Source organism: Glaciimonas soli, assembly GCF_009497155.1.
Lineage (GTDB): Bacteria > Pseudomonadota > Gammaproteobacteria > Burkholderiales > Burkholderiaceae_D > Glaciimonas > Glaciimonas soli.
This window is the reverse complement of the sequence record NZ_WINI01000003.1, coordinates 147,000-172,801: the sequence shown is the minus strand read 5'-3', so window position 1 is coordinate 172,801 and position 25,802 is coordinate 147,000. Positions and strand designations below refer to the sequence as shown.

Here is a 25,802-nt window from a genome sequence, read left to right as displayed (position 1 = left end):
ACGAAAGCGAAAGGTATGTATGTCTGATCCGAAAGATGTCAGTCCCATCAAGCGCAAGGCTTCGTTTGGAGCCACTGTTAAAGCTATTTTGTGGGCGTTCTTTGGGGTGCGAAAAAAGGAAGATTACGAAAGTGATGCGGCAGGTTTGAATCCGGTGCATGTCGTGATTGCCGGGATTATTGGTGCAGCAATTTTTATTGCGATACTTCTCACAATAGTGAAGTTGGTTGTCGCAAAGTAGTCGTCAAAAAACGAAGAGCTAAGAAATAAATAACATCAACAAATAATTATTCAATTTGTATCGGGAGATGGAAATGAGTTCTCAACAAGGTAATGCGCCGTACTATTTTGTCCCAGGACCATCTAAATGGCCTTTCTTGGGTGGCGCAGCGTTGCTGGCGACAATGTTGGGCGCAGCGTCGTGGGTCAACAGTGAACCATGGGGCCCGATTCTTTGTGGCGTGGGTTTGCTCTCATTTTTGACGGTGCTGTTTAAATGGTTCAGTGATGCGATTGGCGAGTCCGAAAGCGGCAAGTACAACGCTCGCATCGATACCTCTTTCCGCTGGAGTATGAGCTGGTTCATTTTCTCTGAAGTCATGTTTTTCGCGGCATTTTTCGGCGCTTTGTTTTATGCCCGTACGATCACCATGCCGTGGCTGGCAGATCTGGATCATAAAATCCTGTGGCCTGATTTTGCCGCGCACTGGGGTAATCTTGGCCCGGCTGGCACTGTTGAGCCATTCGAGAAAATGGGTTTGCTCATCCCGACAATTAATACTTTGTTGTTGCTGACATCCGGCGTTACGTTGACAGTTTCGCACCATGCACTACGTGCAGGTCATCGTGGACAAACAGCCTTTTGGTTGGCCGTCACTATATTGTTGGGCGCAACCTTTATTGGGATGCAAGCTTATGAATATATGGAAGCCTACCAAGATTACAATCTGAAACTGACTTCAGGCATTTATGGTTCGACATTCTTCTTGCTGACCGGCTTTCACGGTTTCCACGTGACGATAGGTGCGATCATGTTGACGGTGGTGTTGTTCCGCATCTTGAAGGGACATTTCACTCCGGAACATCATTTTGCGTTTGAAGGTGCAGCTTGGTATTGGCACTTTGTTGACGTAGTTTGGTTAGGTTTGTATGTGGTCGTGTATTGGCTGTAATTCGAGATAAAAGCAGCATGAAAAAGAAAGGCCGCACTTCGGTGCGGCCTTTCTTTTTGGTAGAGGTCAGTGGCGAATACGTTAAGATAAATTAACGCAGTCCGGTAGGATGAATATAGCCGAGCTTGTAGGCAACCAATAGGAAAATAAATAGTGAAACCGACAATGCGACGCGCAAGGTCAATGCTCTTACGGTACGGTTGCTTTTCCCTTTGTCGCGCATCATAAAAAACAATGCCGATGCCATACTAGAAATGATGAGGATGAAAGCAATAGCAACGATAATCTTCATACGGGGCTCAGTAAATGAACAATGTAGTAAATAATATAGAGGTCATATTGTAATGCGGATTGGACAAGGACTCAGATTCAAGTTTCGCCTAATTCCCTTTATCGCCACGGTATTGCTGATCGTGTTGGGCATATCTTTGGCGCAGTGGCAAACTCGTCGTGGTGATCAAAAGCAGGCTTTGGCCAATGCGATGCAAGAGCGCGGTGTTGAAGCACCATTGCAACTCGACGGCAAGGTGATGGCATCGACTGCAGATCCAAAACAACTCGAGTTTAGACACATTACTGTGCAAGGTGAATTCGTCGCTGATTGGCCGGTTTATCTGGATAACCGCTCATATCAAGGCAATCCCGGATTTTATGTGCTGATGCCGTTTAAAATTGCGAACTCTACCAGCCATATTCTGGTCGAACGCGGATGGTTGCCACTCAATCTGCAGACGCGCAGCAAATTATTACCGTACTCAACCCCGACCGGCGAGATCACATTGCAAGGCGTGGCGCGCTTGAATCCTGGGCGTGTTATGCAGCTTGGTCAGCCAACTGCATTGCAACCCAAGGCGATTGTTCAAAATCTGGATGTGGCTGAATTGGCGCATGCGACTAAATTACCATTTCAACCGGTGGTGATCGAGCAATCGAATGATACAAAAGACGGACTGGTTCGTGATTGGCCGAGTCCGGCGTTGGGAATAGAGCGACATCGTGGCTACGAGTTTCAGTGGTATGCACTGGCTGCGATGGCCTTCCTCTTTTTTGTTGTAACGGGATTCAAAAATGGAACAAAGGCAGGAAGTGATGAGTGATGTGAATAAAAGTGGCAACAAGAACGTCGAAAACATTACAGCGACTGCATCTCCTCAGCAAGGCGGTCGGTGGAAACTATTCTTGATTATTGCAGTGTGCGCAGCGCCGATCATTGCTTCTTATTTCACTTATTACGTGATCAAACCGCAATCACGCACCAACTATGGAACTTTGCTTGATCCGCGCCAGTATGCGATTCCCGACCTGAGCAGCAAGGCTTTGGATGGTACGCCAACAACATTGGAAGCGTATAAAGGCAAATGGTTGATGGTGCAGGTCGATAGTGGCACATGCGCCAAAGACTGTCAGGAGAAGTTGTTTGAAATGCGCCAATTGCGACTGATGCAAGGCAAGGAAATGGAGCGTATTGAGCGCGTCTGGTTGATTACGGACGATAAGCCGGTAGATAGTAAAGCGTTGGTGCCATTTGATGGCACACGCATGTTGCGCGTCAACCCCGAAAAATTGCAGGCTTGGTTGCCCACAGAGGCAGGAACCACGGTAGCGGATCATATTTATTTGATTGATCCCCGCAGTAATTTGATGATGCGCTTCCCTAAAGATGCTGACCCTAATCTGGTCAAAAAAGATTTGTCAAAATTGCTGCGCGCTTCCTCGATAGGATGAGGATAGATAGGCGATGAAAAATTTATTACAGTTAGGTGCCATGGGATTGCTGGTGGCCGTGTTGGCACTGTGTGTGGTGTGGGCTTCCAAGGATGCAAACAAATACCGCAAACTGGTCTGGGTGACGCTGTTTATCACCTTTGATCTGATCATGTTTGGCGCATTTACGCGCTTGACCGATTCTGGCCTCGGCTGTCCTGATTGGCCAGGTTGTTATGGTCATTCCAATCCCTTGTTAGCACATGCCCATATCAGCGCGGCGCAAGAGGCGATGCCGACTGGTCCAGTCACTGTAGCAAAAGCGTGGATAGAAATGACCCATCGTTACTTTGCAATGGGTGTCGGCGTGTTGATCATTGGCTTGATGGTGATTACCTGGCGAAAATGGTTTAGTGCGCGTAATGCGGGTGTTTCATTAAAGTCTTCAGTTGGCAGTCAATTCTCACGGTGGTTACCGACCGCCTTGTTTTTTATGGTGTGCTTGCAAGGTGCATTCGGGGCATGGACCGTAACGATGAAGTTGCAACCGATTATTGTGACGACGCATTTGTTATTAGGATTAACCCTATTAGCAATGCTGGGCTGGCTGGGCGCAAGCCAAAATCATCATGAGCCGGTTGCGCCAGCCGGGCGTCGATTGATACTTCCTGCAGGCATCGCGTTGCTACTGCTGGTAATACAAATTGCGTTGGGTGGCTGGGTCAGCACCAACTATGCAGCGTTAGCTTGTAATGATTTTCCGCTATGCCATGGCGCACTGATTCCGCAGATGGATTTCGAAAATGGCTTTACGCTATGGCGACATCTTGGTAAAACTGCAGATGGTGACTTCATACCATTTTCGGCATTAACCGCAATTCACTGGACGCATAGAACTTTCGCGTTCATCGTCATTGCCTTTGTAGCATGGCTGGCGCATAAAGCACTACGGGTTGAAGGCTTACGCACCACCGGACGTTTGTTATTGATCGCCATCGGCGTGCAATTGGTGACAGGATTAGCGACGATCTACTTAAATTGGCCTCTCGCCATTGCAGTAATGCATAACGGTGGGGCCGCGTTTATCCTGTTGATGCTGGTCATGTTAAACTATAAGGCTAGGCTTTCTAGCCGTTTTAGCGCCGTCAAACCGTAGTAATCACAACATTTGCATGACCACAACTATTGCTCACCCTAATCGTCTCGCCCAGTATTGGGCGCTGACCAAGCCCCGCGTCACGCAGTTGGCGGTATTTTGCGCCGTTATCGGTATGTTTTTGGCAACTCCAGGTTTGCCAAACTGGCAGCGGGTGATCGCAGCAACTATCGGGATTTGGTTGTTGGCCGGTGCAGCTTTCGCCATAAATTGCCTGGTTGAGCGCGAGATCGATTCGCGCATGGCGCGTACGGCGCGTCGGCCTATGGCGCGTGGTGAAATTACGGTACTGCAAACCTTAATATTTTCCGGGGTTATCGGTGGCGCAGGTATGTGGGTACTGTTTAACTTTGTCAATGCGCTGACAATGTGGCTGACCCTGGCCACCTTCGTTGGGTATGCCGTGATTTACACGATGCTATTAAAGCCATCCACGCCGCAAAATATTGTTATCGGTGGCTTATCAGGCGCGATGCCGCCGGCATTGGGATGGGCGGCGATTGCCAACGATGTGCCAATGCAGGCGTGGATTTTGGTATTGATTATTTTCGTCTGGACGCCTCCCCATTTCTGGGCGTTGGCGATGTATCGCCGTGACGATTATGCCAAGTCGGGCTTGCCGATGCTGCCGATCACGCACGGGATGAAATTCACGCAGCTTCAGGTTTGGCTATATACCATCGCATTGGTTGCCACCACGATACTGCCATTTGCGGTGGGTATGAGCGGCTTGATTTATCTGGTCAGCGCGGTCATTCTTGGGGTGATTTTTCTATGGTACGCATGGCAAATTTACAAGCATTACACCGATTTGATCGCGCGCAAAACTTTCGCATATTCCATCATCTATCTGTCGCTGTTGTTTGCAGCTTTGCTGGTTGATCACTACCTCAAATTTTAGTAAGTGCTGCTAAAACTTTTTTTTGACTACACTTATTTGCCAATCAAGGAATACCTCAGCATGAAGCGTGTTTTATCTGTCTTATCAAATGTCACACTCTCTCTTGTTGTCGTTTTCTCACTGGCTGCATGCGGTGAAAAAGATGCAAATAGCAGTGCCAGTAAGTCCAGCGCTGATAGTCAGCCAGTATCACAGTTCATGAATACCGATGTTACTGGTTTGGGTTACGCGCATGACTTTGCCTTGACCGACCATACTGGTAAGCCACGCACGTTGGCTGATTTCAAAGGTAAGGCGGTGGTGGTATTTTTTGGCTATACGCAATGTCCGGATGTCTGCCCAACTACCATGGCGGAAATGGCCAACGCGATGAAGGAGCTGGGACCATTGGCAGATAAAGTGCAGGTGTTGTTTATCACATTGGATCCCGCACGCGATACGCAAGCTTTACTGGCGCAGTATGTACCCGCATTTGATCCGCATTTCCTTGGCTTGTATGGCGATCAGGCTGCCACCGACAAAGTTGCGAAGGAATTCCGTGTGTTCTATCAAAAGGTACCAGGAAGTAAGGCCGGTAGCTATACAATCGATCATACAGCCGGTAGTTATGTATTTGACCCAGAAGGTCATATCCGCTTGTTTGTACGTAATGGAGAAGGCCCGGAGCCGTTAGTACATGATTTAAAGTTGCTTCTAAACTGATGGTCGTAAAAAAAGCGCTCCGAGGAGCGCTTTTTATTTGCTGGTCAGTGACATCGGCTTAACAAATATTAAGCATAAGCCGCCAACGAACCTTTCATTTTTTTCAATGCCACGGCTTCAATCTGACGAATCCGTTCTGCAGAAACACCGAATTCAGCAGCTAGCTCGTGCAAGGTTGCGCCAGAGCCGTCGTCATTTGCCAGCCAGCGCGCTTCAACAATACGACGTGAGCGATCATCCAGCTTGGTTAATGCAAATTCCAAACCTTCAGATTGCAGTTTGTCATAATGCTGGGCTTCCAGCACTTTAGTCGGTTCTTGCATGTCCGACGATAAATAAGCAATCGGTGCGAATTTCTCATCATCGTTGTCAGACGGTGCTTCCAACGCGATATCGCGTCCAGACAAGCGGGTTTCCATCTCAATGACTTCTTCTTGCTTGACGTTCAGCGTTTTCGCCAATTCATTTACTTGGGCTGGTGTCATTGCATCCAGGCCAACTTTATGACTGCGTAGATTGAAAAACAATTTACGCTGCGCCTTAGTTGTAGCCACTTTCACCAGGCGCCAGTTTTTCAAGATGTATTCATGCATTTCGGCCTTGATCCAATGCATGGCGTATGACACCAGGCGCACACCTTGATCAGGGTCAAAACGTTTAACTGCTTTCATCAAGCCGATATTACCTTCTTGAATCAAGTCTGCATGCGGCAAGCCATAACCTAAATAGCCGCGGGCAATCGACACCACCAAGCGCAGATGTGACAACACCAGCTCTTGCGCGGCAGCTAAGTCATTGTTTTCACGTAATTTTTTCGATAAAGAGATTTCTTCGTCGTGCGACAGCATTGGCAGACGGTTGACGGCAGAAATATAGGCATCAATATTGCCTAAAGTACCAGAAAAACCTAACGCCAAAGCATGGTTATCACTTGGCAGGGCAGTTTGTAGCGGTGTACTTTTCATAGATTCTCCTTGCTTATCAGACCAGATTTGATCATTACATTGAAAATGAGGACTGATTTGAACAGCTATATTAGCACTCTCTATCTTAGAGTGCTAATCGATTTTATTAAATCACCGTAATAGATTGTTACTATTGTTGAAGTGATTTTAATTTAATAAAGACGTGAATTTAGAGTGTATACGAGAGAGAAAGTTGCTAGTGTTTGCAGCAAAAGTCTGTGAAAAGTTACAAATATTTGTGGTCATTAAACGATGTTTCAAGCAACAAGGTCGGCTTCTAACCTTAAAAAAGCGTCATAAGGTGGTTGCGACAGGAATAGACGTAAGTTGTCGAGATGGCTGGCGTCTGCAATGCTGATATAAATTTGTTGTAAATGCTCTCGTAACAAGCGGTTTAGGGTGACGCGTAAGACCAGATTTCCAGTGCAACATAAGCAGCCTGGCGCAATGCGTTGGATGCGGAAACTGGTGTCGGAAAGTTGAGGAGAAATATTGTCTGATTTGCCATCTGGCAAACCTTCAAGTATCAGCCCAACCTGAGGTTGGGCGTCGTCACTTAATTGCCGGTTTGAACGTGGATTGTTCGCGATGGTAGCCCAAATCGCGGCTTCACGCTTATGCGCTGTAGAACCGACGACTAAGGTTACTAAAGCTAAAGACGGTGAGTCTTCAGATTGATTATGCCGATTCATCCGCCTTTTTTAGCCAGCTTGCCCGGATCAACACCAAGTTGCTTCAGTTTGCGGTAAAGATGCGTACGTTCCAAGCCAGTTTTTTCTGCCACGCGGGTCATACTTCCGCTTTCTCGCAGCAAATGGTATTCAAAATAAGCACGCTCAAAAGCATCACGCGCTTCACGTAATGGCAGACCAAAAGACGAAGAAAACAGATTGTCCGAGGACATGGCGGTAATTGGCTGTGAAGCTAAATGCTGTGTTTCAGATACGGTTACAGGATTGAAATTGCCAGCGATGATAGCTTCATGATGTTCGGTTTGTGCTGGCGCTGTCTGCGTATACATAACAGCAGGGCGAGAAGCCTTTGGCCCTTGCGTTAAACCTTGCTGAACTGCCTTCAGGAGCTTTTGCAGAGCGATTGGTTTTTCGAGGAAATTAAGCGCACCTATGCGAGTAGCTTCGACGGCGGTGTCGATGGTGGCGTGACCAGACATCATAATCACTGGCATCGTCAACAAGCCGTCACGTTGCCATTCTTTGAGCAGTGTGACACCGTCAGTGTCTGGCATCCAAATGTCGAGCAACACTAAATCGGGAATCCCATTTTGGCGAAATTCGCGTGCCTGCTGCGCATTTTCTGCAGTCGTTACAACATGACCTTCGTCCCCTAAAATCTCCGAAAGTAATTCACGAATCCCCATTTCGTCATCAACAACAAGGATATTAGCCATGCGGTAGCCTTCCCATTATTAGGACTTGCGCAAAATCACCCTAGCGGCGTTATGACTCCTTGTCGCACTGCCTTCATCGGCAAGGTTTGGCAAGATCGTTGCTAGAGTAGTCTTGTGTAAGTCCTTTGTTTTATCAAAAATCGCAGACTGTTTTTTGCGAATATTAACGCGTTTTACAGTTCTAGTTTACGTAGCGAATGTACATTTACCATGTATTATTTTTATAGCTATGTTGGTGAGATTTTACTCAAATAAATGTACATCATTATTCAGCGAATTTACTGCACCATCGCGTGGTGCTAACTTTAACAGCAAAATTAATATTTTTGCGCCCTTTATGTCGGTTCGATTCTGTAAATCGATGCGTCCGTCATGCTCATCAATGATTTTTTTGACCATCGGTAAACCTAAACCAGTACCGCGCGGCTTCGATGTGACATAGGGTTCGAATGCGCGCGACAGTATTTTTGCCGAAAACCCAGGGCCATTATCTGTGATCGATAGGCGTACCGCCGCCCGTGGCTGGCCGTCTGCACCTTGATAACTAATGCGCTCGGTGATGAGGTCGATGCGCGGATTAGCCACTTCTGCGCCAGGATCAAGCACTGCATCCTGTGCATTCTGCAACAGATTATGAATTACCTGACGCAATTGCGTCGCATCGCCCATGATTTTTGGGAGATCCGGTGCCAGTGATGCATGAATCACATCGCGGCCATCGCCGGCCACATACAAATGCAAAATTTCGCTGATCAAGGTATTGATGTTTAGCGGGGTCAATACCGCTGGCGGAGTCTTCGCATAATCACGGAAGTCATCAACCATGCGTTTCATGGCTGCGACTTGATTGACGATAGTGGTGGTGCTTTTTTTCAAAATCGCCGCGTCTTGCGTCATTAACTTATCTTCCAGCTTCATCTGCAGACGTTCCGCCGAGAGCTGAATCGGCGTCAACGGGTTCTTGATTTCATGTGCCAGCCTGCGTGCAACTTCGCCCCAGGCAATCGAACGTTGGGCGGATATCACGTTGGAAATATCATCGAACACGATGACGTAGCCAGTTCTGTTTTCCACCGGCAAACGTGAGCCACGTGCCAACAGTGCAATTTCATCGCTATCGCCGCCGCCATCTGCGTTGCTGTCGAGACTGTTACTCAGATTGTTGGCATTAATACGGCGTGGAATTTCAATTTGTTGTTGCCAATGCTGCACATCTTCATCGATTTTTCCAGCGGAAAATTGCGCATTTTGCTCAGAAAAAGCATGGCTTACAACTTCAGCGAAGTGCGATAGCCCATCGATAATGTTGAGTGGCTGGCCGATATGAGGAGTCAGGTCGTACTGCAATATTCGTTGTACCGATTGATTGCTGGTAACTAGTCGGAAATTATCGTCCAATACCATTACGCCAGCTGACATATTGGCCAGCACTGATTCCAGATAAGCTTTCGCATTTTCTAATTCGGAACGATTGCGCTCCACTGAAGCCCTGGCGTCAGAAAGCTGTCGTGTCATCATATTAAATGACTGTGTCAATGTGCCAAGTTCATCTGAAGTTGCCACAATTGGTCGAGGTGACAAGTTGCCTTCGGCAACCGCTTTGGTGCCTTCTGCCAGAAGCAATAGTGGTTTGGCGAGATCAGTGGCGATCAGGAATGCGCTCACGATGGCGCCAAAAATGGCTAACAGTAAAGTTAATGTCAGCGTCACTATATAAATTTTGCGTAAGCCAGAGCGCGACAAAGAGCGTTCCTGATATTCACTATATGCCGCACGCAGCGTCTCGGCATTGGTACCAAGGTAGCTGGGAACCGGTTGCAGCAATTGCAAGAAAAGGGGTTCGTTCTGAAGCGACAACGTTTTAGACTGAGTGGGAATCTCAACCACGACATGCAGACGTAAATCGTTATTGGCTTCCTCTTCGATTGGCAACGACGGATAACCCGGTGCGGTCGACGCACCGGATGCTGAAGCCAGGTCGGAGACGCTTTCGTCGCGATTCTCTGTGTCACCTTCGATGATGCTGAAACCGCGTGGGGAGCGCGCTTGCCGCAATATCGCTGGTGTCGGTAAATTAGGGGAGAGGGTAGCTAGCCGCCCACCAACCGATGCCACTACTTGTCCGCTGCCAGAAATAATCGAGGCTTCAATATTCTGATCACTCAAACGTGACAGCATTGTGATTTGGCCGGAGCTGGATTGTTCAGAGAGTTCAAGTGCCAATGTTTTAGCTCGGCCGCTCAAATCATTGAGCGAGGAATCGAGAGCCGCACGACTAAGATTTAAGCCCGACTCCAATGCCGATTCAACCCGCACATCGAACCAGGATTCAATCGAGCGGGAAACGAATTGTACGGAAACTAAATAAATGACAATGCCGGGTAAAATTCCTATCAGGGTAAACAGCAATACTAATTTCGCCATTAAGCGCGAGCCAAACTTGCCGCGCTTGTAGCGACTGTAGAGCCTTCCCAGCAGCAGGCAAACCAACCCCAGCAACGCAAACGCTACGAAAGCATTAACGCCTAGCAACAAAGAGTAGTGTTGGTCAAAAACGGCAGAATTTTCGGAGGCGGAAGCGAGCAAAAATAAAAGAATACTGATGACTGCGCCGCCGACGATGAGTAGGTATCGTAATACGCGTGACACGTTAAATATGTCCGAAAAAACGTTTATAGGTTGTTGTGCCGATTTGCCGTCCTTGGAGGACACGGTTGTGTCTGTATGCGCAACCCGTTGTGCAGGCGAACTGCATGCAGTTCGAATTCTTTGCTACATCAGTCGTACTGTCTGTGTCCGGTACGGCGAGTCTACCCAATTTTTGGAACATACTTACTCGACCTTGTAATTGAAGTTCTTCCAGTCGGAAGACAGGCGCCAATCGCTGTTGTTGAATGAATTGACCTGAAACGGCTTTGGTAGCTGGGATAGGTCTAAACCCATGCGCACCGATACCTTGTAAGTTTCACCGGCCTTCAACGCATCTTTTTCTGCAATGACCCAACGGTTAGGGCGACGTACCAAAGATAGTGCGTCATCTAACGAGCTGAAACTTTGTTGCAGATTCGGTGAATTGGCATTTTGCTTATTAATGATAGAAGCATGATAACGACGTGTCAGGACGTTATAGGAAATACGAACAGTTTGTGAGGCATCAATCGCTTGCTCATCAAACCAATACCAGCGGGGGCGCGTCAGTTCGACTTCGGTTTTGAAGTAGAGTGGAATACCGCGATTGATTGCATCTACTAAGCCGCTATTTAACTCAAAAGAATAGGCTGCTGATAGCCGATAACCTTCATCGCTGGTTTCTATACTGGCTTTAGTGATTTCCGCGCCATCGGCAGCATACGCGGATGGTGCCGCGATCGCACACAGCGACAGGACGATGATTGAGAGCGCTAGCAGCCAGTTTCGAAAGAATGGCCAGATGAATTGCGTAATTAACTGAGGCAATGGTCGCGTCACTGTTCTGGGGGCGGCTCAAAGTCCGGATTTTAGGGTTATCGGTGCATTCGCTATGTTTTGACTAAGTAGCCTTGGATAGTTATTTATACTTTGTTGCCCCCTCGCCGGACGCCTAGTCTAGATAATTATGCAAGCCCACTTATCAATCTGCAATGTTTAATTAACCCGCCGCAGGTTTTTCAAACAAAGCATAAAACAAGGCGTCGTTGTCGTTTTTATTGTCATTTTTATTATCATCCTCAGCTCCTGAAGCCGGCAACAACTGGCCGGGAGCCGCCAATCGAATTGCTTGATGGCGCTCAGCAAACGCAGCTGCCTGGGCTTCAGACTCTTGCGGCCATAACGAACACGTTACAAGCAACAATTTACCACCCGGCACTAGCATCTGCCAAAGATTGTCCAGAATAGTTGCCGAAAGTGTTGCAAGTTGATCAGTATCGGTTTTGCGTCGCAGCCAACGGATATCAGGATGACGTCTCACAATGCCAGAGGCAGTACAAGGTACATCGGCTAAAATGCGGTCGAATTGCTTGCCACCCCACCAGCTTTCAGACCCGGCGCCAACGCCAATTCGAGCATCGCCAACCTGTAAATTCGCCTGTAATTGCAGTCGTTGCAAATTCTGGGTGATGCGTTGCAAGCGCTTGGGATCATGATCAAGCGCTGTCAATGCCACATCGGCGATTTCAAGAATATGGCAGGTTTTGCCGCCAGGCGCGGCGCAGGCATCAAGTACCCGCATCCCATCTTGTGCATCTAGCAATGGCGCCGCTAATTGTGCTGCGGCATCTTGTACTGATGCCAATCCATCTTCAAAACCGGGAATTTGATTGACAGGCAATGGCTTATCCAGCCGTACTGCAACAGTGCCGATTTGTTGTGCGGCGATACCATTTTCAGACAATAGCCGCAGATATTGCTCGACCGAAGTTTTGCGTTGATTCACGCGTAACGTCAGCGGTGGCGGTTGATTGCCGATCGTCAGAATGGTTTGCCAATGCTCAGGATACGCAGCACGCATGTCATCTATCCACCATACCGGATAATTCCACAGTGCCAGCGGCTGTTTGATGGCGTCAGCGACCAGCGCTTCACGCTCACGCAAAAAGCGACGCAACACCGCATTAACCATTCCTTTTGCATGCGCAATATTGAGGTCTGATGCCGCAGCCGTTACCGCTTGATCGACCACAGTAAAACTGTCATAGGCAGGATCATCAACTTCAGCCAATAAGCACAGTGCACAGCATAACAAGCCGTGCAATAAAGGCGGCTCAGGTGCTTTACTGGCTAATGTAGTGAGTAAAGTTTCCGCCAGTCCGGCGCCACGCATGGTGCGATAGGCGATGTCTTGTATCGCACCGCGTGTTGGCGCCGGTGCGCCTGCTTGGGCGAATACTTGTGCCAGAGCCTGCGGCAACGAGGCGCCATCGCGCACCATGGCAACGGCTTGGCCTGCGCCGAGTAAAGCGAAGGCCAGTGAATCATTTTTTAAATTGGAGAAGCGTGGCTTGTTTTGCACCGCTGCTTGTCTGCTTGCTTGAGCCGGTTTTGCCGGGGGCGATGTCGGTGCTTTTTTTGCAACGCGAATTTTAGTTTTGTCCATTAGGCCATATCTGAATTAGGGGGCTTGCTGCTCCATTTCTAAATCTTGATTTAGAAATGGAAGTACTGTCTATAGCCATGATTGTAACGGCATGCGCCTATGCTGAGGACAAAGACTGGTGGTTTCCCTTCAAGTATGTCGCTTGTAAGACAAAAATGGTGCGTCGCGGCAAAGAAAAATTCTGTAATGCATAATGCGGCAACGCAGTATTCGCTAAAATTTTTTGAGAAAAAGCTATGACTATGGCAAACGCGCCTACAGCATCTGAATCATCCGTCAATGCAAATTTAGCAACGCATCAATTAGTTATTCCGACTTGGATCACTTTATTGTTAGCGATTGCCTGCGGCGCAATTGTTGCCAATCTGTATTACGCACAGCCGCTAATTGGCTTGATCAGCGCGTCGATTCATTTGTCACCGTCGGCGGCGGGATTAATTGTGACCTTAGCGCAGATTGGCTATTGTCTGGGTTTGTTGTTCATCGTGCCTTTGGGGGATCTGGTAGAAAACCGGCGTCTGGTAGTAACAGCGCTCTGCGTGACGGTGTTGGCATTGATTGCTGCAGCGCTGGCGCAAACTGCCTGGCAGTTTTTATTAGCTGCGTTAGTGATAGGACTGAGCTCGGTTGCTGCCCAAGTGCTGGTGCCATATGCAACCTATCTGGCGGCTCCGGAAATGCGCGGCCGTGTGGTTGGTAATGTGATGAGCGGTTTGCTGCTGGGTATTTTGGCAGCGCGTCCATTGGCCAGTTTGATCGCGAATTTTTTTGGTTGGCACGCGGTGTTTGCTATGTCAGCCTGTGTGATTGCGGTGCTGGCGATGGTGCTGGCGCGTAATCTTCCAACCCGCCATCCCACTGCAGGTATGCATTACGGGCGCTTGTTGCAGTCCATGCTGGGACTATTGAGGACTACGCCGATATTGCGTCGTCGTGGTCTGTATCACGCGCTGCTATTTGCCACTTTCAGTATGTTTTGGACAGTGGTGCCGATGGTATTGACCAACACGTTTCATTTATCGCAAAGCGGTATCGCGTTATTCGCATTAGCTGGTGTGATGGGCGCAATTGCCGCGCCGGTGGCTGGGAGATGGGCTGATCGCGGCTGGACTAAGCCAGCAACCGGTTTGGCATTGATATTGGCAATGGTGTCTTATCCGGTTGCTCATATTGGCGCGACCGGATCGCATTTTTCGCTGGCGATGTTGTTGTTATCCGCGTTGTTATTGGATATGGCGGTATCGGCTAATTTGGTGCTAGGACAACGTGCTATTTATGCATTAGGAGCAGAAGTGCGTAGCCGTCTGAACGGTTTGTATATGGCGATGTTTTTTGCCGGTGGCGCGATCGGTTCGACTTTGGGAGCCTGGGCTTACGTGCACGGTGGTTGGGACTTAGTGTCGTGGTGCGGTTTTGTGATGCCGCTGCTGGCAATGCTGTATTACTTTACTGAAGGCAAAGCTAAAAAATCAACTTCTTAGTGGATGGTTCTGCGTAAGTAAGATCAAATAATCAATTTGAAAATGACGGTTGCATTTTTTCAAATTGATGATTTGCGATTACTTAACATCTGTCTTTAAGAATGGAACTTATATAGATCGATTTTGCTCAGGCGCAAAAGACATCACTGAATAGATTTAAAGCAAAAAAGCTGCTCATTTGAGCAGCTTTTTTTATTGCGGTACAGATTAAGTCTATAACGACTTAAACACCCCAAAGAATATCTACTTTTTCTTTATTTGCAGCTTTGATCATCTCCAATAAAGGAGTGACGCGGGCGCCGAAGCTGACGTGCTCAATTTTCTCGTGATCATGGTCATCGCCTTGATCGCCATGGTGCAAAATCACGTCATGCTGAATTGCATCGGAAGCGGTGTGCTTGTTGGCCGCAACAGATTTTTCTAATGTCTCAATGACTGAGCTGGTTTCAGCGGCAGTAATGACACCGATTTTTGCTTCTTTGTGTAATAGCGACAGAATTGGCTCGGCGTGCGCTTGAAGCATCACAACGTCAGCAGCGGCTTTGGATTTAAAGGTGATTAACATAAGACCTCAACATATTGTTATTGATGAAAACATACTGCGAACAGAGTGTGATTAACTAGCGATTTTATACTTCACCAGCAAATTAAAGCACGAATTATAGCGATGAATTGTGAATGACGAGTGAAACTGTCAAATTAGTAATGTGTTACTTAATCATTCGCAAAGTATCTGCAATCATCAATTCGCCTTAAAAGAGCTCATAAACATATCAATATTCTCGCGCGAAATAGCTTTTTCCGGGCCGATTACGATGATTTGGTAAATGAGTTGATCTTTGCTGGATAAACGCGCGACTAGCAGCGTTGGTTTACCGTTCACTTCGCCGATGGCTTCTATTTGCATGTCGGTGCTCGTACCCTCACTATTCGTTTGTGCACTCGTGCTCTCTGCTTTGACTTTGCCGTTAATGTTTTTTAGCAAGGCAGTTTTCATCGCTTGTAGTGCTGCAGTAGCTTGTGCTGCGTCAGCCATCTTGGCGCTGCCGACCGCGAAGACCGTATCGTCCACTTCGGCCGCCGTCATTGTCATATTGGCTTTGACACCGTCCAGATCCACTTCGCGCGTATAGGTAGCGGGCTTAGCCGGCAACATGACGCTATAAGGTGCATTGCTGCCGTGGACTTGGCGCCAATTGAATGTGGGCGAACATGCGGCTAATAGGAAAGCAGCGCTTAGCGCGGCACATGTGCACAGTACTATTTTACGACCAGAAGATAGGGATTTTTTGAGCACAATGATTACAGTTCAAAAAAGAGCAAGGTTATGGTATTTGATGCTGGAAGGTGCGCACGCCCAAAATAACACCAATACCTAGCAGAACGACGCCGGTCAGCACCTGCCAGCCAGGCAACGTACCGCGCAAAATAAAAGCGTACAGCAATGCAGCCAGCGTTTCAAAAACAATTAATTGCGCCAATAAGGCAGTCGGCAAATGCTGACTGGCTTTATTCCAGAATAACGTTCCAAGCCATGATGCACACAAACCGATCAACAACATCAAACCGATAAACATCGTCGGCCGTGGACCGAGCGGAAAGTCATACGCGCCACCAGATAATTTTAGATAGATCCAATAGCCGGCAAAACCCAGCAACGCCAGCGGTAGGGTAGTTAAACCTTGCGCGGTCGCCCAAGTGGAGGGACTGATATGCGGATGGGCGTTCAGATATCGTGAGTTGACAATCGGATACCACGTCCAGGCAGCCACCCCAACCAGTGCAATCAAGCAACCCAAAGCATAATCAGAGAGCGAACGCTGGTGATCGCCAGCCAGTTTCATGTGCGCCAATTCCGCACTGTTGACGAACAATAAGCCAATCAAAATGACGAGCAAAGATGGCAACAGCAAACGCCAGGCGATACTTCTGGTTCCGTGCGCCGGCGACCAGTTTGAACAAACTGAAATCACCACCGGCAACGTGCCAATGATCATGGTCGGTAACGGTGCATCGGCTAATTGAATCGCCGTCGCCAACGCCGCGTAATAAATCAGATTGCCAACCAGCGATAATTTCATTGCAGCACGCCAGTCTGCGGGCGTAAGCAACGCAATCCGTCGACGATCAAGCAAAGCCGGGACTAACGCGATGCAGCCAAAGGCAAGATAACGCCCAAACGACAACACAATACCGGGATAGTCGTCGAGCAGTAATGGCGTAACAAACACCATTCCCCATACTAAACCAGCACCTAAGGCAAAGAGAATTCCAGTAAGCATAGATAGATTAAGTCAGCCGCGCCAGATGTCGTCGCACCGACAACACCGCACCGATCAACCCGAGTGCCGCGCCGAGTGCCAGCAAAGCCAGGGTAATGATCCAGTTTAAGGGTTGCAATTGAAATTCAGACGCATACAGTTTCGCCAGCTCGGCAATGACTTGATTCAATGGAGACAAACCAAATGCCACTACACTCAATGCTACTGCGCCAGCACACAAGCCTAATAACGCACCGGTGTAATAAAACGGCCGGTGAATATAGGCATTAGTTGCGCCGACCAGTTTGGCGACAGCAATTTCTTCGTGTTGTGTCAGTACTTGCAAACGGACAGTATTAAATACCACTGCTACCACGACGATGGCTAATGTGGCGGCCAAAAACAGTAACATCAAATGCGCAATGTGTAGCAATGCGGCCAGACGTTTGACCCAATCGGAATCGACCTGCACGCTTTCGACGCCGGGCAATGCTTTCAGCTGCTCAGCAATCGTATCAACTTGCATGGCATCGGTCGCATCCTGAAATCCGGATAGCGTCAGTACATAAGCGTCTGGCAGGGGATTCTGCCCCAATGTCGTGAGTGCATCGGATAGGCCGGTTTTACCTTTCAAATCTGCCAGAGCATTTTCGCGCGGGACGAAATTAATTTTTGCGCTCTTGGCATTGCGGTCGTTTTTTTGCAAAATCTCGCGTATCGGCGTTGCTAGTGCGGTGGCATTATCGCGTGCCGTGTCCATCGTCAGGAACACGCTGATTTCCGGTTCGACCGCCAGTTGTGCCGAAACCGGACGTATGTTTTCTAGTAAGGTTAAGCCTGCAATCGGCAACATCAATGCGATTGCCACCACCAGTACATTCATCGCAAAACTGCCAGGCGTTTTAATGACATGGCCAAAGGCGTCGCCAATCGCGGCGATGTGTTGTCGTACCCACGTTCCCATTGCCCTCATATTGCACCTTCCATTTCTGGTGTCGCGCTTGCCTCGGCCTTGTGCCAACGATCGACGATCTGTCCCCGTTCTAAACACACTACGTGATTTGCGCTTTGCAGGAATTGCTCATCATGGGTTGAGATCAGACAAGTCACGCCGGCCGCATGAAACGACTGTAGTGCGCTGAGAACATAATTGGCGTTATCACGATCGAGATTGGCCGTCGGTTCATCGGCCAAAATGATTTGTGGACGATTGACAATTGCGCGGGCAATCGCCACACGCTGCTGCTCTCCACCCGATAAGGATTCGGGCTTCGCTGCAATTTTTTCGCTTAGCCCGACTCTGTCCAATGCAGCGCGCGAACGCTTTTCTGCTTCCGCTTTCGTCGCTCCGGTCACCAGCAATGGCAGCATCACATTGGCCAAAACACTGCGATCCAGTAGCAAACGCTGTTCCTGAAAAATCAAACCAAGATTGCGCCGTAAATACGGCAAGCTGGCATTTTTGAGTTTGCCAATATCCTGACCGCTAACGGTGAGCGTGCCGCTAGTCGGACGCTCCATAGCGGCAATCATTTTCAATAATGTTGATTTACCCGCACCGGAAGGCCCCGCCAGAAAAATTAAATCGCCTTTATTAACGGTGAGTGTGATGTCACGCAAGGCGAAAGTGTCACGCGTATATTGTTTAGAAACTTGTTTGAATTCGATCATGTATGGGAATGACAAATAATTTAGCGAAGTAGGATGGGTAACGCTATGCTTTTCCCGACCCTACGAATGGCATCAATTTTTAACTCAACAAAGCATCAACAAATTCAACCGCATCAAACGGCTGTAAATCTTCTATTTGTTCACCAACCCCGATGAAATACACCGGAATCGCGCGGGTGGTCGCGATGGCGGCTAATACACCGCCTTTGGCCGTGCCGTCCAGCTTGGTGATGACTAAACCAGTCAGGCCGAGCGCATCATCAAAAGCCTTGACCTGTGCCAGCGCATTTTGGCCGGTATTGCCATCAATGACCAATAAAATTTCATGCGGAGCCGTCGCCATGCCTTTGGTAATAACGCGCTTGATTTTTTTCAGCTCATCCATCAAATGCAATTGGGTTGGCAAGCGACCAGCGGTATCTACCATGACAACATTAGTGCCACGCGCTTGCGCGGAATGGACGGCGTCGAATGCGACGGCGGCGGGGTCGCCTGATTCTTGGGCGATGACAGTGACGTTATTGCGCTCGCCCCAGATAGTAAGTTGTTCACGCGCGGCAGCACGGAAAGTATCGCCCGCGGCCAGTAGTACGGATTGTTTATGTGCCTGCAAATGTTTGGCAAGTTTGCCGATGGTGGTGGTTTTTCCGGCACCATTGACGCCAGCGATCATCATCACCATTGGTTGATGCTCGCCCAATATCATGGGTTTTTGTAGCGGCGTCAGCAAGTCGATCAGCAGCGTGCGTAATGCCGCTTTTACTTGTTGTGCTTCGGTTAATTTTTCGTCTTTGACTTTCTTTTTCAGCGACGCCAATAAAAAATGCGTCGCTTCCACGCCGGCATCTGAAACCAGTAACGCTGATTCCAATTCGTCATACAGATCATCATCGATCTTTGCGCCGATAAATAATGTGGTGAGATTGGAGGATGTTTTGCTTAAACCGGATTTGAGACGAGTCAGCCATGAACGCTTTTGTTCTGCCGGAATAGGCGCTGCCTCAATAATTTCTTCTTCCTCGACAACATTTTCATCGGTCAGGACTGGCTCGTCGGCATCGATGGCCGGTTCCGTGTAGTCTTTCTCGGACGGTTCGGTTGCGACAGTTTTGCCGGTTAAACGATCTAGCCAAGTGCGCTTGGCTTCAGCCACAGGCTCTGGCATGTCGGGCGCCATGCTTGCGGCACTTCCAACAATGACATCAACTGTCGCTGGCGCTTCATGCGATACGGGTAAGGCAGGGACGACTTCAGCTTGCACTTCAGGCAATACTGCTGGGTCTGTTTTCGGTTTTTTTTTGAAGAAGCTAAACATCAGTGGCTAAGTGTTAAAAAATATTTATAAAGATCGTCGGGAGAAGTAACGCCCTACAAGAGGAGGCGACATAGATGCTCAAGGTACAATCTCGGCATTCTATCAGAGCAACGCGTATCAAATTAAGATGACGCACTAAGCCAATCACAGGAAAGTAATGAAGCAAGGTAAAAGCATTCGCCCTAAGAAACCATCTCAAACACGCCAGGTCCGCATTATTGGCGGCATATGGAAGCGCACTCCTCTGGCCGTCATCGACAGCGAAGGTTTGCGCCCAACGCCAGACCGGGTACGTGAAACCTTATTCAATTGGCTAACGCATTTATTGGATGGTCGCTGGTCGCAGGTGCGCTGTCTGGATTTATTTGCTGGTACTGGCGCGCTCGGATTTGAGGCTGCGAGCCGCGGTGCGACGCAAGTGCTGATGGTTGAGCACAATACGCCGGCAGTGCGGCAATTGGAGCAAACCAAAGCCAAGCTGGACGCGGCGCAGGTGCAGATTCAACGTACTGATGCTTTATCCGCGTTGCAGAACGCCGGAACGCAAAATACGCGTTTTCATTTAATTTTTCTCGACCCGCCGTATCATCTGGATTGGCTAGCAAAAACATTACCTTTATGTGAGCGTTTGCTCGAAACGGGTGGTTTGGTTTATGTTGAGGCTGAGTTCTCACTTGCAGAGCCAGATGATGGCGCTGAACTGCCTGGTTGGATGGACGGCTGGCAAGTGGTGCGAAGTGACAAAGCAGGGATGGTGTTTTATCATTTGTTACAACGACAATTGACATAATTGCATTGCAAGCATTGTGTAAAATTCAGGCATAATGCGCGCTTTGAATGATGGCACATAAAACAGTAAATTAGATGCGCAGCACTCGAGGAAAACAAGATGGTCACAGCCGTATATCCAGGAACATTTGATCCACTCACCCGTGGGCATGAAGATTTGGTGCGTCGCGCATCGGGTTTGTTTGATAAATTGATCGTTGGCGTCGCCGAAGGTAAAAGCAAAAAACCTTTTTTTTCGCTAGACGAGCGCTTATCAATTGCTAACGAAGTGCTGGGACATTATCCCAACGTGCAGGTAGAAAGTTTTTCTGGCTTGCTCAAAGATTTCGTACGTCAGCATGATGCCAATGTGATTGTGCGTGGTTTGCGTGCGGTATCCGATTTTGAATTTGAGTTTCAAATGGCCGGTATGAATCGCTATTTATTGCCGGACGTAGAAACCTTATTCTTGACGCCATCAGATCAGTATCAATTTATTTCTGGCACCATCGTGCGCGAGATTGCGACCTTGGGCGGCGATGTTTCCAAATTTGTGTTCCCTTCAGTTGAAAAATGGCTGAAAGAAAAACTGATCGCGCAAGCGCAATTGCAGCAAGCGCAGTCACAGGTGGATTAAGTAGAGAGCGAAGGATGGAAGTGAGTAAGGAAGTGAGTAAGGAAGTGAGCAAGTTATGGCATTAATCATCACCGACGATTGCATCAACTGCGACGTGTGCGAACCGGAATGTCCGAACGATGCGATTTATATGGGGCCGGAGATTTACGAAATCGACCCGCATAAATGCACCGAATGCGTAGGTCATTTTAACGAACCGCAATGTCAGCAAGTTTGTCCGGTCGCCTGCATTCCATTCAATCCTGCATGGCGCGAAACGCCGGAACAATTGCAGGCAAAATATGAGCGCTTGCAAGCAGAGGCTAAAGCCAAAGCATCCTGATGGTATTCAGAACGCCAACGTCATTTCCAGCTCCTGTCCAACTCGCAATATTTCTCCTTCACCTTTCAGCAAGATCAGATTCATGCCAAACGTAATTCCGTCATCGACTTTGGGATTGGCGCGGTAGGTTTGTAAAATCTCTAGCGGATCAGGGCCAAATTTTCCAGTGGTTTGATCCACGGAAGGCATAGGGCAGCGCGGACATGGTTTTACTGGCTGCAGTTGCACGGTATCCGTACTGAATGTTTCCGTAAAATCTTCTTCGAATGCTTCCACGCCGTCGATCACAATATTGGGGCGGAAGCGATTCATAGGCAATGCATTACGCTGTTGCGCATGCAATTTCTGATTCAAATCATCCAGTGACGCTTGCGATATCAGCAGCATCGGATAGCCGTCCGAGAATAAGGTCGGGACAGCACGTCCATGTGTCCATTTTGCGCTCGCAAAGCGTTGGCTTGCAGCAGAAAAATGCACCAGGCGACAAGGTATACCGATCGCTTGTGTGAACCAGTTGGCGGCATTTTCGTTGCAATCATCGGCCTCAAGTGCGTCATCCCATATCACCACATCGCGCTTGTTGGAGGATGCTGAGTTTTCTGCAGCGCCCTGATACGCAATATTCAATGTCGGCATGCCTGGTGCGTTAACGTGCATACCTTGTTTATCAAGGCTGGGCACAATTAATGCCATCTGCGGATAGTCGCGTTGCGTTAAAAAATTTCCGGCGTAATCAACTACCATCCACTCGCGATCATTGGCTTGAAAATGACGCAAGCCAGCGGCAGTTAATCTCGCTTCTTGCAACGCAATTCCTGCGCAGGATTTGATTGGATAAATAGTGAGAGCGGTAACGATAGGCATAGCGTTTATCTGGTGTCTGGAGGTGTGTTGCCGAGAATCTGATGCAGCCATTCCCGCAGTAAAGCGATCTCGGCTATTTTCTCAGAGTCCGAGTTCGGTGACCAGACCGCGAAATAAGCGCCGCGTGCTGGTGCTTCTGTATTGAATCGACTATCGGCATCAAATAAGCGCACTAAGCGCCCCGTAGCAAGGTGATGTTGCGCTAAGCAGGAGCGTGCCAGCGCAATCCCTTGATCCGCCGCTGCAGCTTCCAGCAAGTGCATGGGATCGTCATACACGGGGCCGCTTTGTGGTTCGCGTGCTGTCATGCCAGCGGCTTTAAACCAGACTTCCCAGCCATTGTAATGAGCGTAACGCAATAGCGGTAGTCGCAAGAAATCTTTTGGTGTGAGTTTGGGGTGAGCAGCTAAAAATGCTGGACTACACACCGGAAAAGTCACTTCATCCAGCAATTTTTCATACGCCAATCCGGCAGTTTTGCGACGACCATACCAGATCGCGACATCGGCTTCCTCGAAGTCAAGAGGGCTGAGTTCGTGCGTGGTGCGCAGGCTGATTTGTAGTTGTGGGTGTTGTGCGTGAAACGCGTAAAGTCGCGGCACCAGCCACGCACCGGCAAATGAGGGTGGAGCGCTGACGCGTAAGGTTTGTACACTATGCTTGCGCTCATGCCGAGTCAGTCTGAGTGCTCTGTCCAGATCTTCCAACGCCAAACGGACTTGTTCAGATAACAGGCGGCCAGCTTCAGTCAGTATCATTTGCCGCCCTTGCCGCTGAAATAATTTACGTCCTGTATTGTCTTCCAAAGCACGAATTTGGTGACTTATCGCACTGTGAGTAATATTCAATTCTTCGCCCGCACGAGTGAAATTCTCCAGGCGAGCTGCAGCTTCAAACGCGCGTAATGATTGTATTGGTGGTAAGCGTTCAAACATGACTTTTAGAAATTTAATTCGTTATATGTTAGTTTTATTCACATATAAGGATAAAACATTTCGTTGGTGTTTGCAGTTAACGCATCATACGATGAAGCTATATATTTTTATATGGGCCAGGCAACATGAAGTCGAATTTAACTTTACCTCTACGCATCTTCGCTATTTTTTCATTTGGCTACTTCGTTTCGTACTTAGCCCGCGGTATCAACTTGCCGTTGGCACCATTGCTCAGTAGCGAAATCGGATTGTCGCCAGCGCAGCTGGGATTGTTGACCAGCGTGTATTTTTTCGCATTTGCGGCTTGTCAGTTGCCGTTGGGAATTTTCCTGGATCGTTTCGGTCCGCGCAAAGTACTCGCTTCAATGTTATTGCTGGCAGCAATGGGCGCATTGGTTTCGGCTAATGCGCATAGCTTTGGCATGCTGTTAGTTGGTCGCTTGTTGCTAGGAGTTGGCACTTCCGCTTGCATGATGGCGGGATTGAAAGCCATCATCACCTGGTTTCACCATGAATATTTGCCGTTGATGAATGGTGCTTTATATGCGATCGGCGGCCTCGGTGCGGTAGTGACAGGAACGCCGATTGCCTGGGCGCTGGGCCTCACTAGCTGGCGTGTTTTGTTTATGATATTGGCTGCGATCATCTGTGTGATTGTGCTGGCATTATATTTTTTCGTGCCGGAGAAAAAGGAGCCGCAAGCAAAAAACACATTCACATCGCAATTGCGCGGGATAACTCAAGTTTTCCGCAGCCCGATTTTTTGGCGCACAGCACCGTTGGTGATGGTCAGCCAAGGGGTGTTCATGGGTGTGCAAGGATTGTGGGCCGGACCGTATTTGCGTGATGTGGCGCATATGTCCGCCGCCGCTGCCGCTAATATCATTGCGATTATTGGCTTGGCGATGGTGGCTGGAGCGGCGGGGTTTGGTTGGTTAGCGCGTCGTCTGCAGGTTAAGGGTATTTCATTGCACGTTACTGCTGGCGCGGGGATGCTGGCATTTATGTTAACTCAGTTGCTTATCTTGCTCGCAGTACCGTTACCGGCATGGTTGTTATGGAGTTTGTTCGGCGTCTTTGGCACGGCAGGAGTTTTGCCGTATGCATCGCTGACCAAAGAATTTCCTGTGGAACTTGCCGGCCGCGTCAGCACCGGATTGACGCTGACAATTTTCATTGGTGCATTTATTGTGCAGTATGGATTCGGTTTGCTACTCAATGCCTGGCCGCATCAAGGCATGCACTACGCGGTGAGCGCACATCAGATGAGTTGGATGATTGCTATCGGTGTGCAGGTTTGTGCTTTTGCCTGGTACTGCAAACCGGGAATGCACAAGGCTGCGCTCTTTTCTGCAACTTGTGGGAGAGAGGCCGTGTGATGAATGGCATAGCGGATCATTTTTCAAATGTTCAGCCATATCTCCGCCAAGAATGTCGTGCAGTCTGACTAGTAATGCGGCTATCATTATAAGTATCCTCAAAAGCCGTTTAGGCTATGTTGTTCCTTGCTTAAACGGTTTTTTTGGCATACTTAGGAATTCTGCAATTCAGGACTTATCCAGTATTCCGGATAAGTTCCACAAATAAGACACCTCATGGAAAATAGTGAAAATCAAGTTATAGCTAAACCGCGCAGTAATCCATTCCGTAAAACATGCAATGCATTGTTTTTCAGTCTAGTCACTTTAGTCACCATTAGCCCAACTGTATGGGCTGCTCCTAACAGCGTCTATCTTGAAGATTTGACCTGGACTGAAGTGCACGACGACATCCAGGCAGGTAAAAACACCATCATCATTCCCGTCGGCGGCACTGAACAAAGTGGCCCGCATATGGCACTGGGCAAACACAATGTGCGTGCCAAGGTATTGGCAGGCAAGATCGCTTCGATATTGGGCAATGCTCTGGTGGCGCCAGTCATCGCTTACGTACCAGAGGGAAGTATCACGCCACCGAGTGGGCATATGCGTTTTGTCGGTACGATTTCGGTGTCGGACGATGCTTTTCAAAGTATTTTGGCTTCGGCAGCGCGTAGTTTCAAACAAAATGGTTTTGTGAATGTGATACTGATCGGCGATCACGGTGGTTATCAAACGCAACTAAAAGCAGTGGCGACACGTCTGAATCATGATTGGGCCTCGTCACCAGCGCGTGCGTTTTATATTGCCGACTATTACAAAGCTGCCGACAGTGATTTTGCGCAGCTCTTGCGCAGCAAAGGCTTTACGAACGAGCAGATCGGCGTGCATGCCGGCACCGCCGATACGTCGTTGACGCTGGCCGTTGATCCGTCGTTGGTCAGGTTGAATCAAATGCAACGTAGTCCTGAGAAAAACAACGGGGATAATGGCGATCCACGTCCTTCAACTGCGGCATTGGGTCAGTTGGGCGTCGATATGATTATCTCCAAAACGGTAGCGGCAATTCGCACTGCTGTAGCAGCACCACGTTAAGCAATTAAGCAAA

The 25,802-nt window shown here is 48.6% G+C and carries 28 protein-coding genes; 13 read left to right on the top strand and 15 right to left on the bottom strand.

The genetic code is table 11. The features are described from left to right. The first annotated feature begins 19 nt into the window (after positions 1 to 19). The gene (locus GEV47_RS06920; RefSeq protein WP_153234007.1) at positions 20 to 241 is read left to right on the top strand and encodes a DUF2970 domain-containing protein; all 222 of its coding nucleotides are present in this window, start codon (positions 20 to 22) and stop codon (positions 239 to 241) included. A gap of 73 nt (positions 242 to 314) precedes the next feature. Continuing rightward, positions 315 to 1,172: a cytochrome c oxidase subunit 3 gene (locus GEV47_RS06915; protein WP_153234006.1), complete on the top strand. Its 858-nt coding sequence runs from the start codon at positions 315 to 317 to the stop codon at positions 1,170 to 1,172. A gap of 91 nt (positions 1,173 to 1,263) precedes the next feature. Here GEV47_RS06915 and GEV47_RS06910 read toward each other — a convergent pair whose 3' ends face one another. Next, positions 1,264 to 1,464 (bottom strand): twin transmembrane helix small protein, encoded by a 201-nt coding sequence (locus tag GEV47_RS06910; protein ID WP_153234005.1) that lies wholly within the window; start codon positions 1,462 to 1,464, stop codon positions 1,264 to 1,266. A gap of 121 nt (positions 1,465 to 1,585) precedes the next feature. Between GEV47_RS06910 and GEV47_RS06905 the strand changes: the two genes are divergently transcribed. From GEV47_RS06905 to GEV47_RS06885, 5 genes are read left to right on the top strand one after another with little or no spacing between them, the layout of a single operon-like run. Then, complete coding sequence (locus GEV47_RS06905) at positions 1,586 to 2,269, top strand: SURF1 family protein (protein WP_322741578.1); 684 nt, start codon at positions 1,586 to 1,588, stop codon at positions 2,267 to 2,269. Further along, the gene (locus GEV47_RS06900) at positions 2,241 to 2,897 is read left to right on the top strand and encodes an SCO family protein (RefSeq protein WP_228124606.1); all 657 of its coding nucleotides are present in this window, start codon (positions 2,241 to 2,243) and stop codon (positions 2,895 to 2,897) included. The genes GEV47_RS06905 and GEV47_RS06900 overlap by 29 nt, the downstream gene beginning before the upstream one ends. A 13-nt stretch (positions 2,898 to 2,910) precedes the next feature. Beyond that, the gene (locus GEV47_RS06895) at positions 2,911 to 4,032 is read left to right on the top strand and encodes a COX15/CtaA family protein (RefSeq protein WP_153234003.1); all 1,122 of its coding nucleotides are present in this window, start codon (positions 2,911 to 2,913) and stop codon (positions 4,030 to 4,032) included. A gap of 16 nt (positions 4,033 to 4,048) precedes the next feature. Further along, positions 4,049 to 4,933: a heme o synthase gene (gene cyoE / locus GEV47_RS06890; RefSeq protein ID WP_153234002.1), complete on the top strand. Its 885-nt coding sequence runs from the start codon at positions 4,049 to 4,051 to the stop codon at positions 4,931 to 4,933. Between the two features lie 60 nt (positions 4,934 to 4,993). Beyond that, positions 4,994 to 5,635, top strand: a complete 642-nt coding sequence (locus tag GEV47_RS06885) for an SCO family protein (protein WP_153234001.1) — start codon at positions 4,994 to 4,996, stop codon at positions 5,633 to 5,635. A 68-nt stretch (positions 5,636 to 5,703) separates the two neighbouring features. Here GEV47_RS06885 and rpoH read toward each other — a convergent pair whose 3' ends face one another. The 6 genes from rpoH to rsmB all read right to left on the bottom strand — a co-directional run bounded on the left by rpoH (position 5,704) and on the right by rsmB (position 13,082). Beyond that, positions 5,704 to 6,600, bottom strand: a complete 897-nt coding sequence (rpoH, locus tag GEV47_RS06880) for an RNA polymerase sigma factor RpoH (protein ID WP_153234000.1) — start codon at positions 6,598 to 6,600, stop codon at positions 5,704 to 5,706. A gap of 257 nt (positions 6,601 to 6,857) precedes the next feature. Next, on the bottom strand, positions 6,858 to 7,292 hold the full coding sequence (locus GEV47_RS06875; protein ID WP_153233999.1) for a GTPase: 435 nt from the start codon (positions 7,290 to 7,292) through the stop codon (positions 6,858 to 6,860). Then, positions 7,289 to 8,008: a response regulator gene (locus tag GEV47_RS06870; RefSeq protein ID WP_153233998.1), complete on the bottom strand. Its 720-nt coding sequence runs from the start codon at positions 8,006 to 8,008 to the stop codon at positions 7,289 to 7,291. The genes GEV47_RS06875 and GEV47_RS06870 overlap by 4 nt, the downstream gene beginning before the upstream one ends. A 243-nt stretch (positions 8,009 to 8,251) precedes the next feature. Then, entirely contained in the window at positions 8,252 to 10,657 is a 2,406-nt protein-coding gene (locus GEV47_RS06865) for a sensor histidine kinase (RefSeq protein ID WP_322741577.1), read from the bottom strand. 183 nt (positions 10,658 to 10,840) lie between these two features. After that, complete coding sequence (locus GEV47_RS06860; RefSeq protein ID WP_407646207.1) at positions 10,841 to 11,476, bottom strand: DUF4390 domain-containing protein; 636 nt, start codon at positions 11,474 to 11,476, stop codon at positions 10,841 to 10,843. 160 nt (positions 11,477 to 11,636) lie between these two features. Next, positions 11,637 to 13,082 (bottom strand): 16S rRNA (cytosine(967)-C(5))-methyltransferase RsmB, encoded by a 1,446-nt coding sequence (gene rsmB, locus GEV47_RS06855; protein ID WP_153233997.1) that lies wholly within the window; start codon positions 13,080 to 13,082, stop codon positions 11,637 to 11,639. Between the two features lie 236 nt (positions 13,083 to 13,318). On the opposite strand from rsmB, the gene GEV47_RS06850 reads away from it, so the two are divergent. Then, the gene (locus GEV47_RS06850; RefSeq protein ID WP_153233996.1) at positions 13,319 to 14,563 is read left to right on the top strand and encodes an MFS transporter; all 1,245 of its coding nucleotides are present in this window, start codon (positions 13,319 to 13,321) and stop codon (positions 14,561 to 14,563) included. 223 nt (positions 14,564 to 14,786) lie between these two features. On the opposite strand, the gene GEV47_RS06845 is transcribed toward GEV47_RS06850, so the two are convergent. The 6 genes from GEV47_RS06845 to ftsY form a co-directional block, all read right to left on the bottom strand. Then, the gene (locus GEV47_RS06845) at positions 14,787 to 15,128 is read right to left on the bottom strand and encodes a DUF1840 domain-containing protein (protein WP_153233995.1); all 342 of its coding nucleotides are present in this window, start codon (positions 15,126 to 15,128) and stop codon (positions 14,787 to 14,789) included. Positions 15,129 to 15,305: 177 nt separating this feature from the next. After that, positions 15,306 to 15,860, bottom strand: a complete 555-nt coding sequence (locus GEV47_RS06840) for a hypothetical protein (protein ID WP_322741576.1) — start codon at positions 15,858 to 15,860, stop codon at positions 15,306 to 15,308. A 28-nt stretch (positions 15,861 to 15,888) separates the two neighbouring features. Beyond that, on the bottom strand, positions 15,889 to 16,845 hold the full coding sequence (locus GEV47_RS06835; RefSeq protein WP_153233994.1) for a DMT family transporter: 957 nt from the start codon (positions 16,843 to 16,845) through the stop codon (positions 15,889 to 15,891). A 7-nt stretch (positions 16,846 to 16,852) separates the two neighbouring features. Then, positions 16,853 to 17,788, bottom strand: a complete 936-nt coding sequence (gene ftsX, locus GEV47_RS06830) for a permease-like cell division protein FtsX (protein ID WP_153233993.1) — start codon at positions 17,786 to 17,788, stop codon at positions 16,853 to 16,855. A 5-nt stretch (positions 17,789 to 17,793) separates the two neighbouring features. Further along, the gene (locus GEV47_RS06825; RefSeq protein ID WP_153234264.1) at positions 17,794 to 18,495 is read right to left on the bottom strand and encodes a cell division ATP-binding protein FtsE; all 702 of its coding nucleotides are present in this window, start codon (positions 18,493 to 18,495) and stop codon (positions 17,794 to 17,796) included. A gap of 79 nt (positions 18,496 to 18,574) precedes the next feature. Further along, a complete protein-coding gene (gene ftsY, locus GEV47_RS06820) occupies positions 18,575 to 19,810 on the bottom strand; it encodes a signal recognition particle-docking protein FtsY (RefSeq protein ID WP_153233992.1) in 1,236 nt (411 codons plus the stop codon). Positions 19,811 to 19,967: 157 nt separating this feature from the next. On the opposite strand from ftsY, the gene rsmD reads away from it, so the two are divergent. The 3 genes from rsmD (at position 19,968) to GEV47_RS06805 (ending at position 21,537) form a co-directional block, all read left to right on the top strand. Beyond that, positions 19,968 to 20,600: a 16S rRNA (guanine(966)-N(2))-methyltransferase RsmD gene (rsmD, locus tag GEV47_RS06815; protein ID WP_153233991.1), complete on the top strand. Its 633-nt coding sequence runs from the start codon at positions 19,968 to 19,970 to the stop codon at positions 20,598 to 20,600. A 99-nt stretch (positions 20,601 to 20,699) separates the two neighbouring features. Further along, positions 20,700 to 21,215, top strand: coding sequence for a pantetheine-phosphate adenylyltransferase (coaD, locus tag GEV47_RS06810; protein ID WP_153233990.1), 516 nt, complete (start codon positions 20,700 to 20,702; stop codon positions 21,213 to 21,215). A gap of 55 nt (positions 21,216 to 21,270) precedes the next feature. Beyond that, positions 21,271 to 21,537, top strand: coding sequence for a YfhL family 4Fe-4S dicluster ferredoxin (locus GEV47_RS06805; protein ID WP_153233989.1), 267 nt, complete (start codon positions 21,271 to 21,273; stop codon positions 21,535 to 21,537). A gap of 6 nt (positions 21,538 to 21,543) precedes the next feature. Here the strand turns inward: GEV47_RS06805 and GEV47_RS06800 are convergent, their stop codons facing one another. Then, entirely contained in the window at positions 21,544 to 22,401 is an 858-nt protein-coding gene (locus GEV47_RS06800; protein ID WP_153233988.1) for an MOSC domain-containing protein, read from the bottom strand. A gap of 5 nt (positions 22,402 to 22,406) precedes the next feature. Next, the gene (gene gcvA / locus GEV47_RS06795) at positions 22,407 to 23,336 is read right to left on the bottom strand and encodes a transcriptional regulator GcvA (protein ID WP_153233987.1); all 930 of its coding nucleotides are present in this window, start codon (positions 23,334 to 23,336) and stop codon (positions 22,407 to 22,409) included. Positions 23,337 to 23,461: 125 nt separating this feature from the next. On the opposite strand from gcvA, the gene GEV47_RS06790 reads away from it, so the two are divergent. Next, positions 23,462 to 24,715 (top strand): MFS transporter, encoded by a 1,254-nt coding sequence (locus GEV47_RS06790; RefSeq protein ID WP_153233986.1) that lies wholly within the window; start codon positions 23,462 to 23,464, stop codon positions 24,713 to 24,715. 216 nt (positions 24,716 to 24,931) lie between these two features. Continuing rightward, positions 24,932 to 25,789, top strand: a complete 858-nt coding sequence (locus GEV47_RS06785) for a creatininase family protein (protein WP_153233985.1) — start codon at positions 24,932 to 24,934, stop codon at positions 25,787 to 25,789. The last annotated feature ends 13 nt before the right edge of the window (positions 25,790 to 25,802 follow it).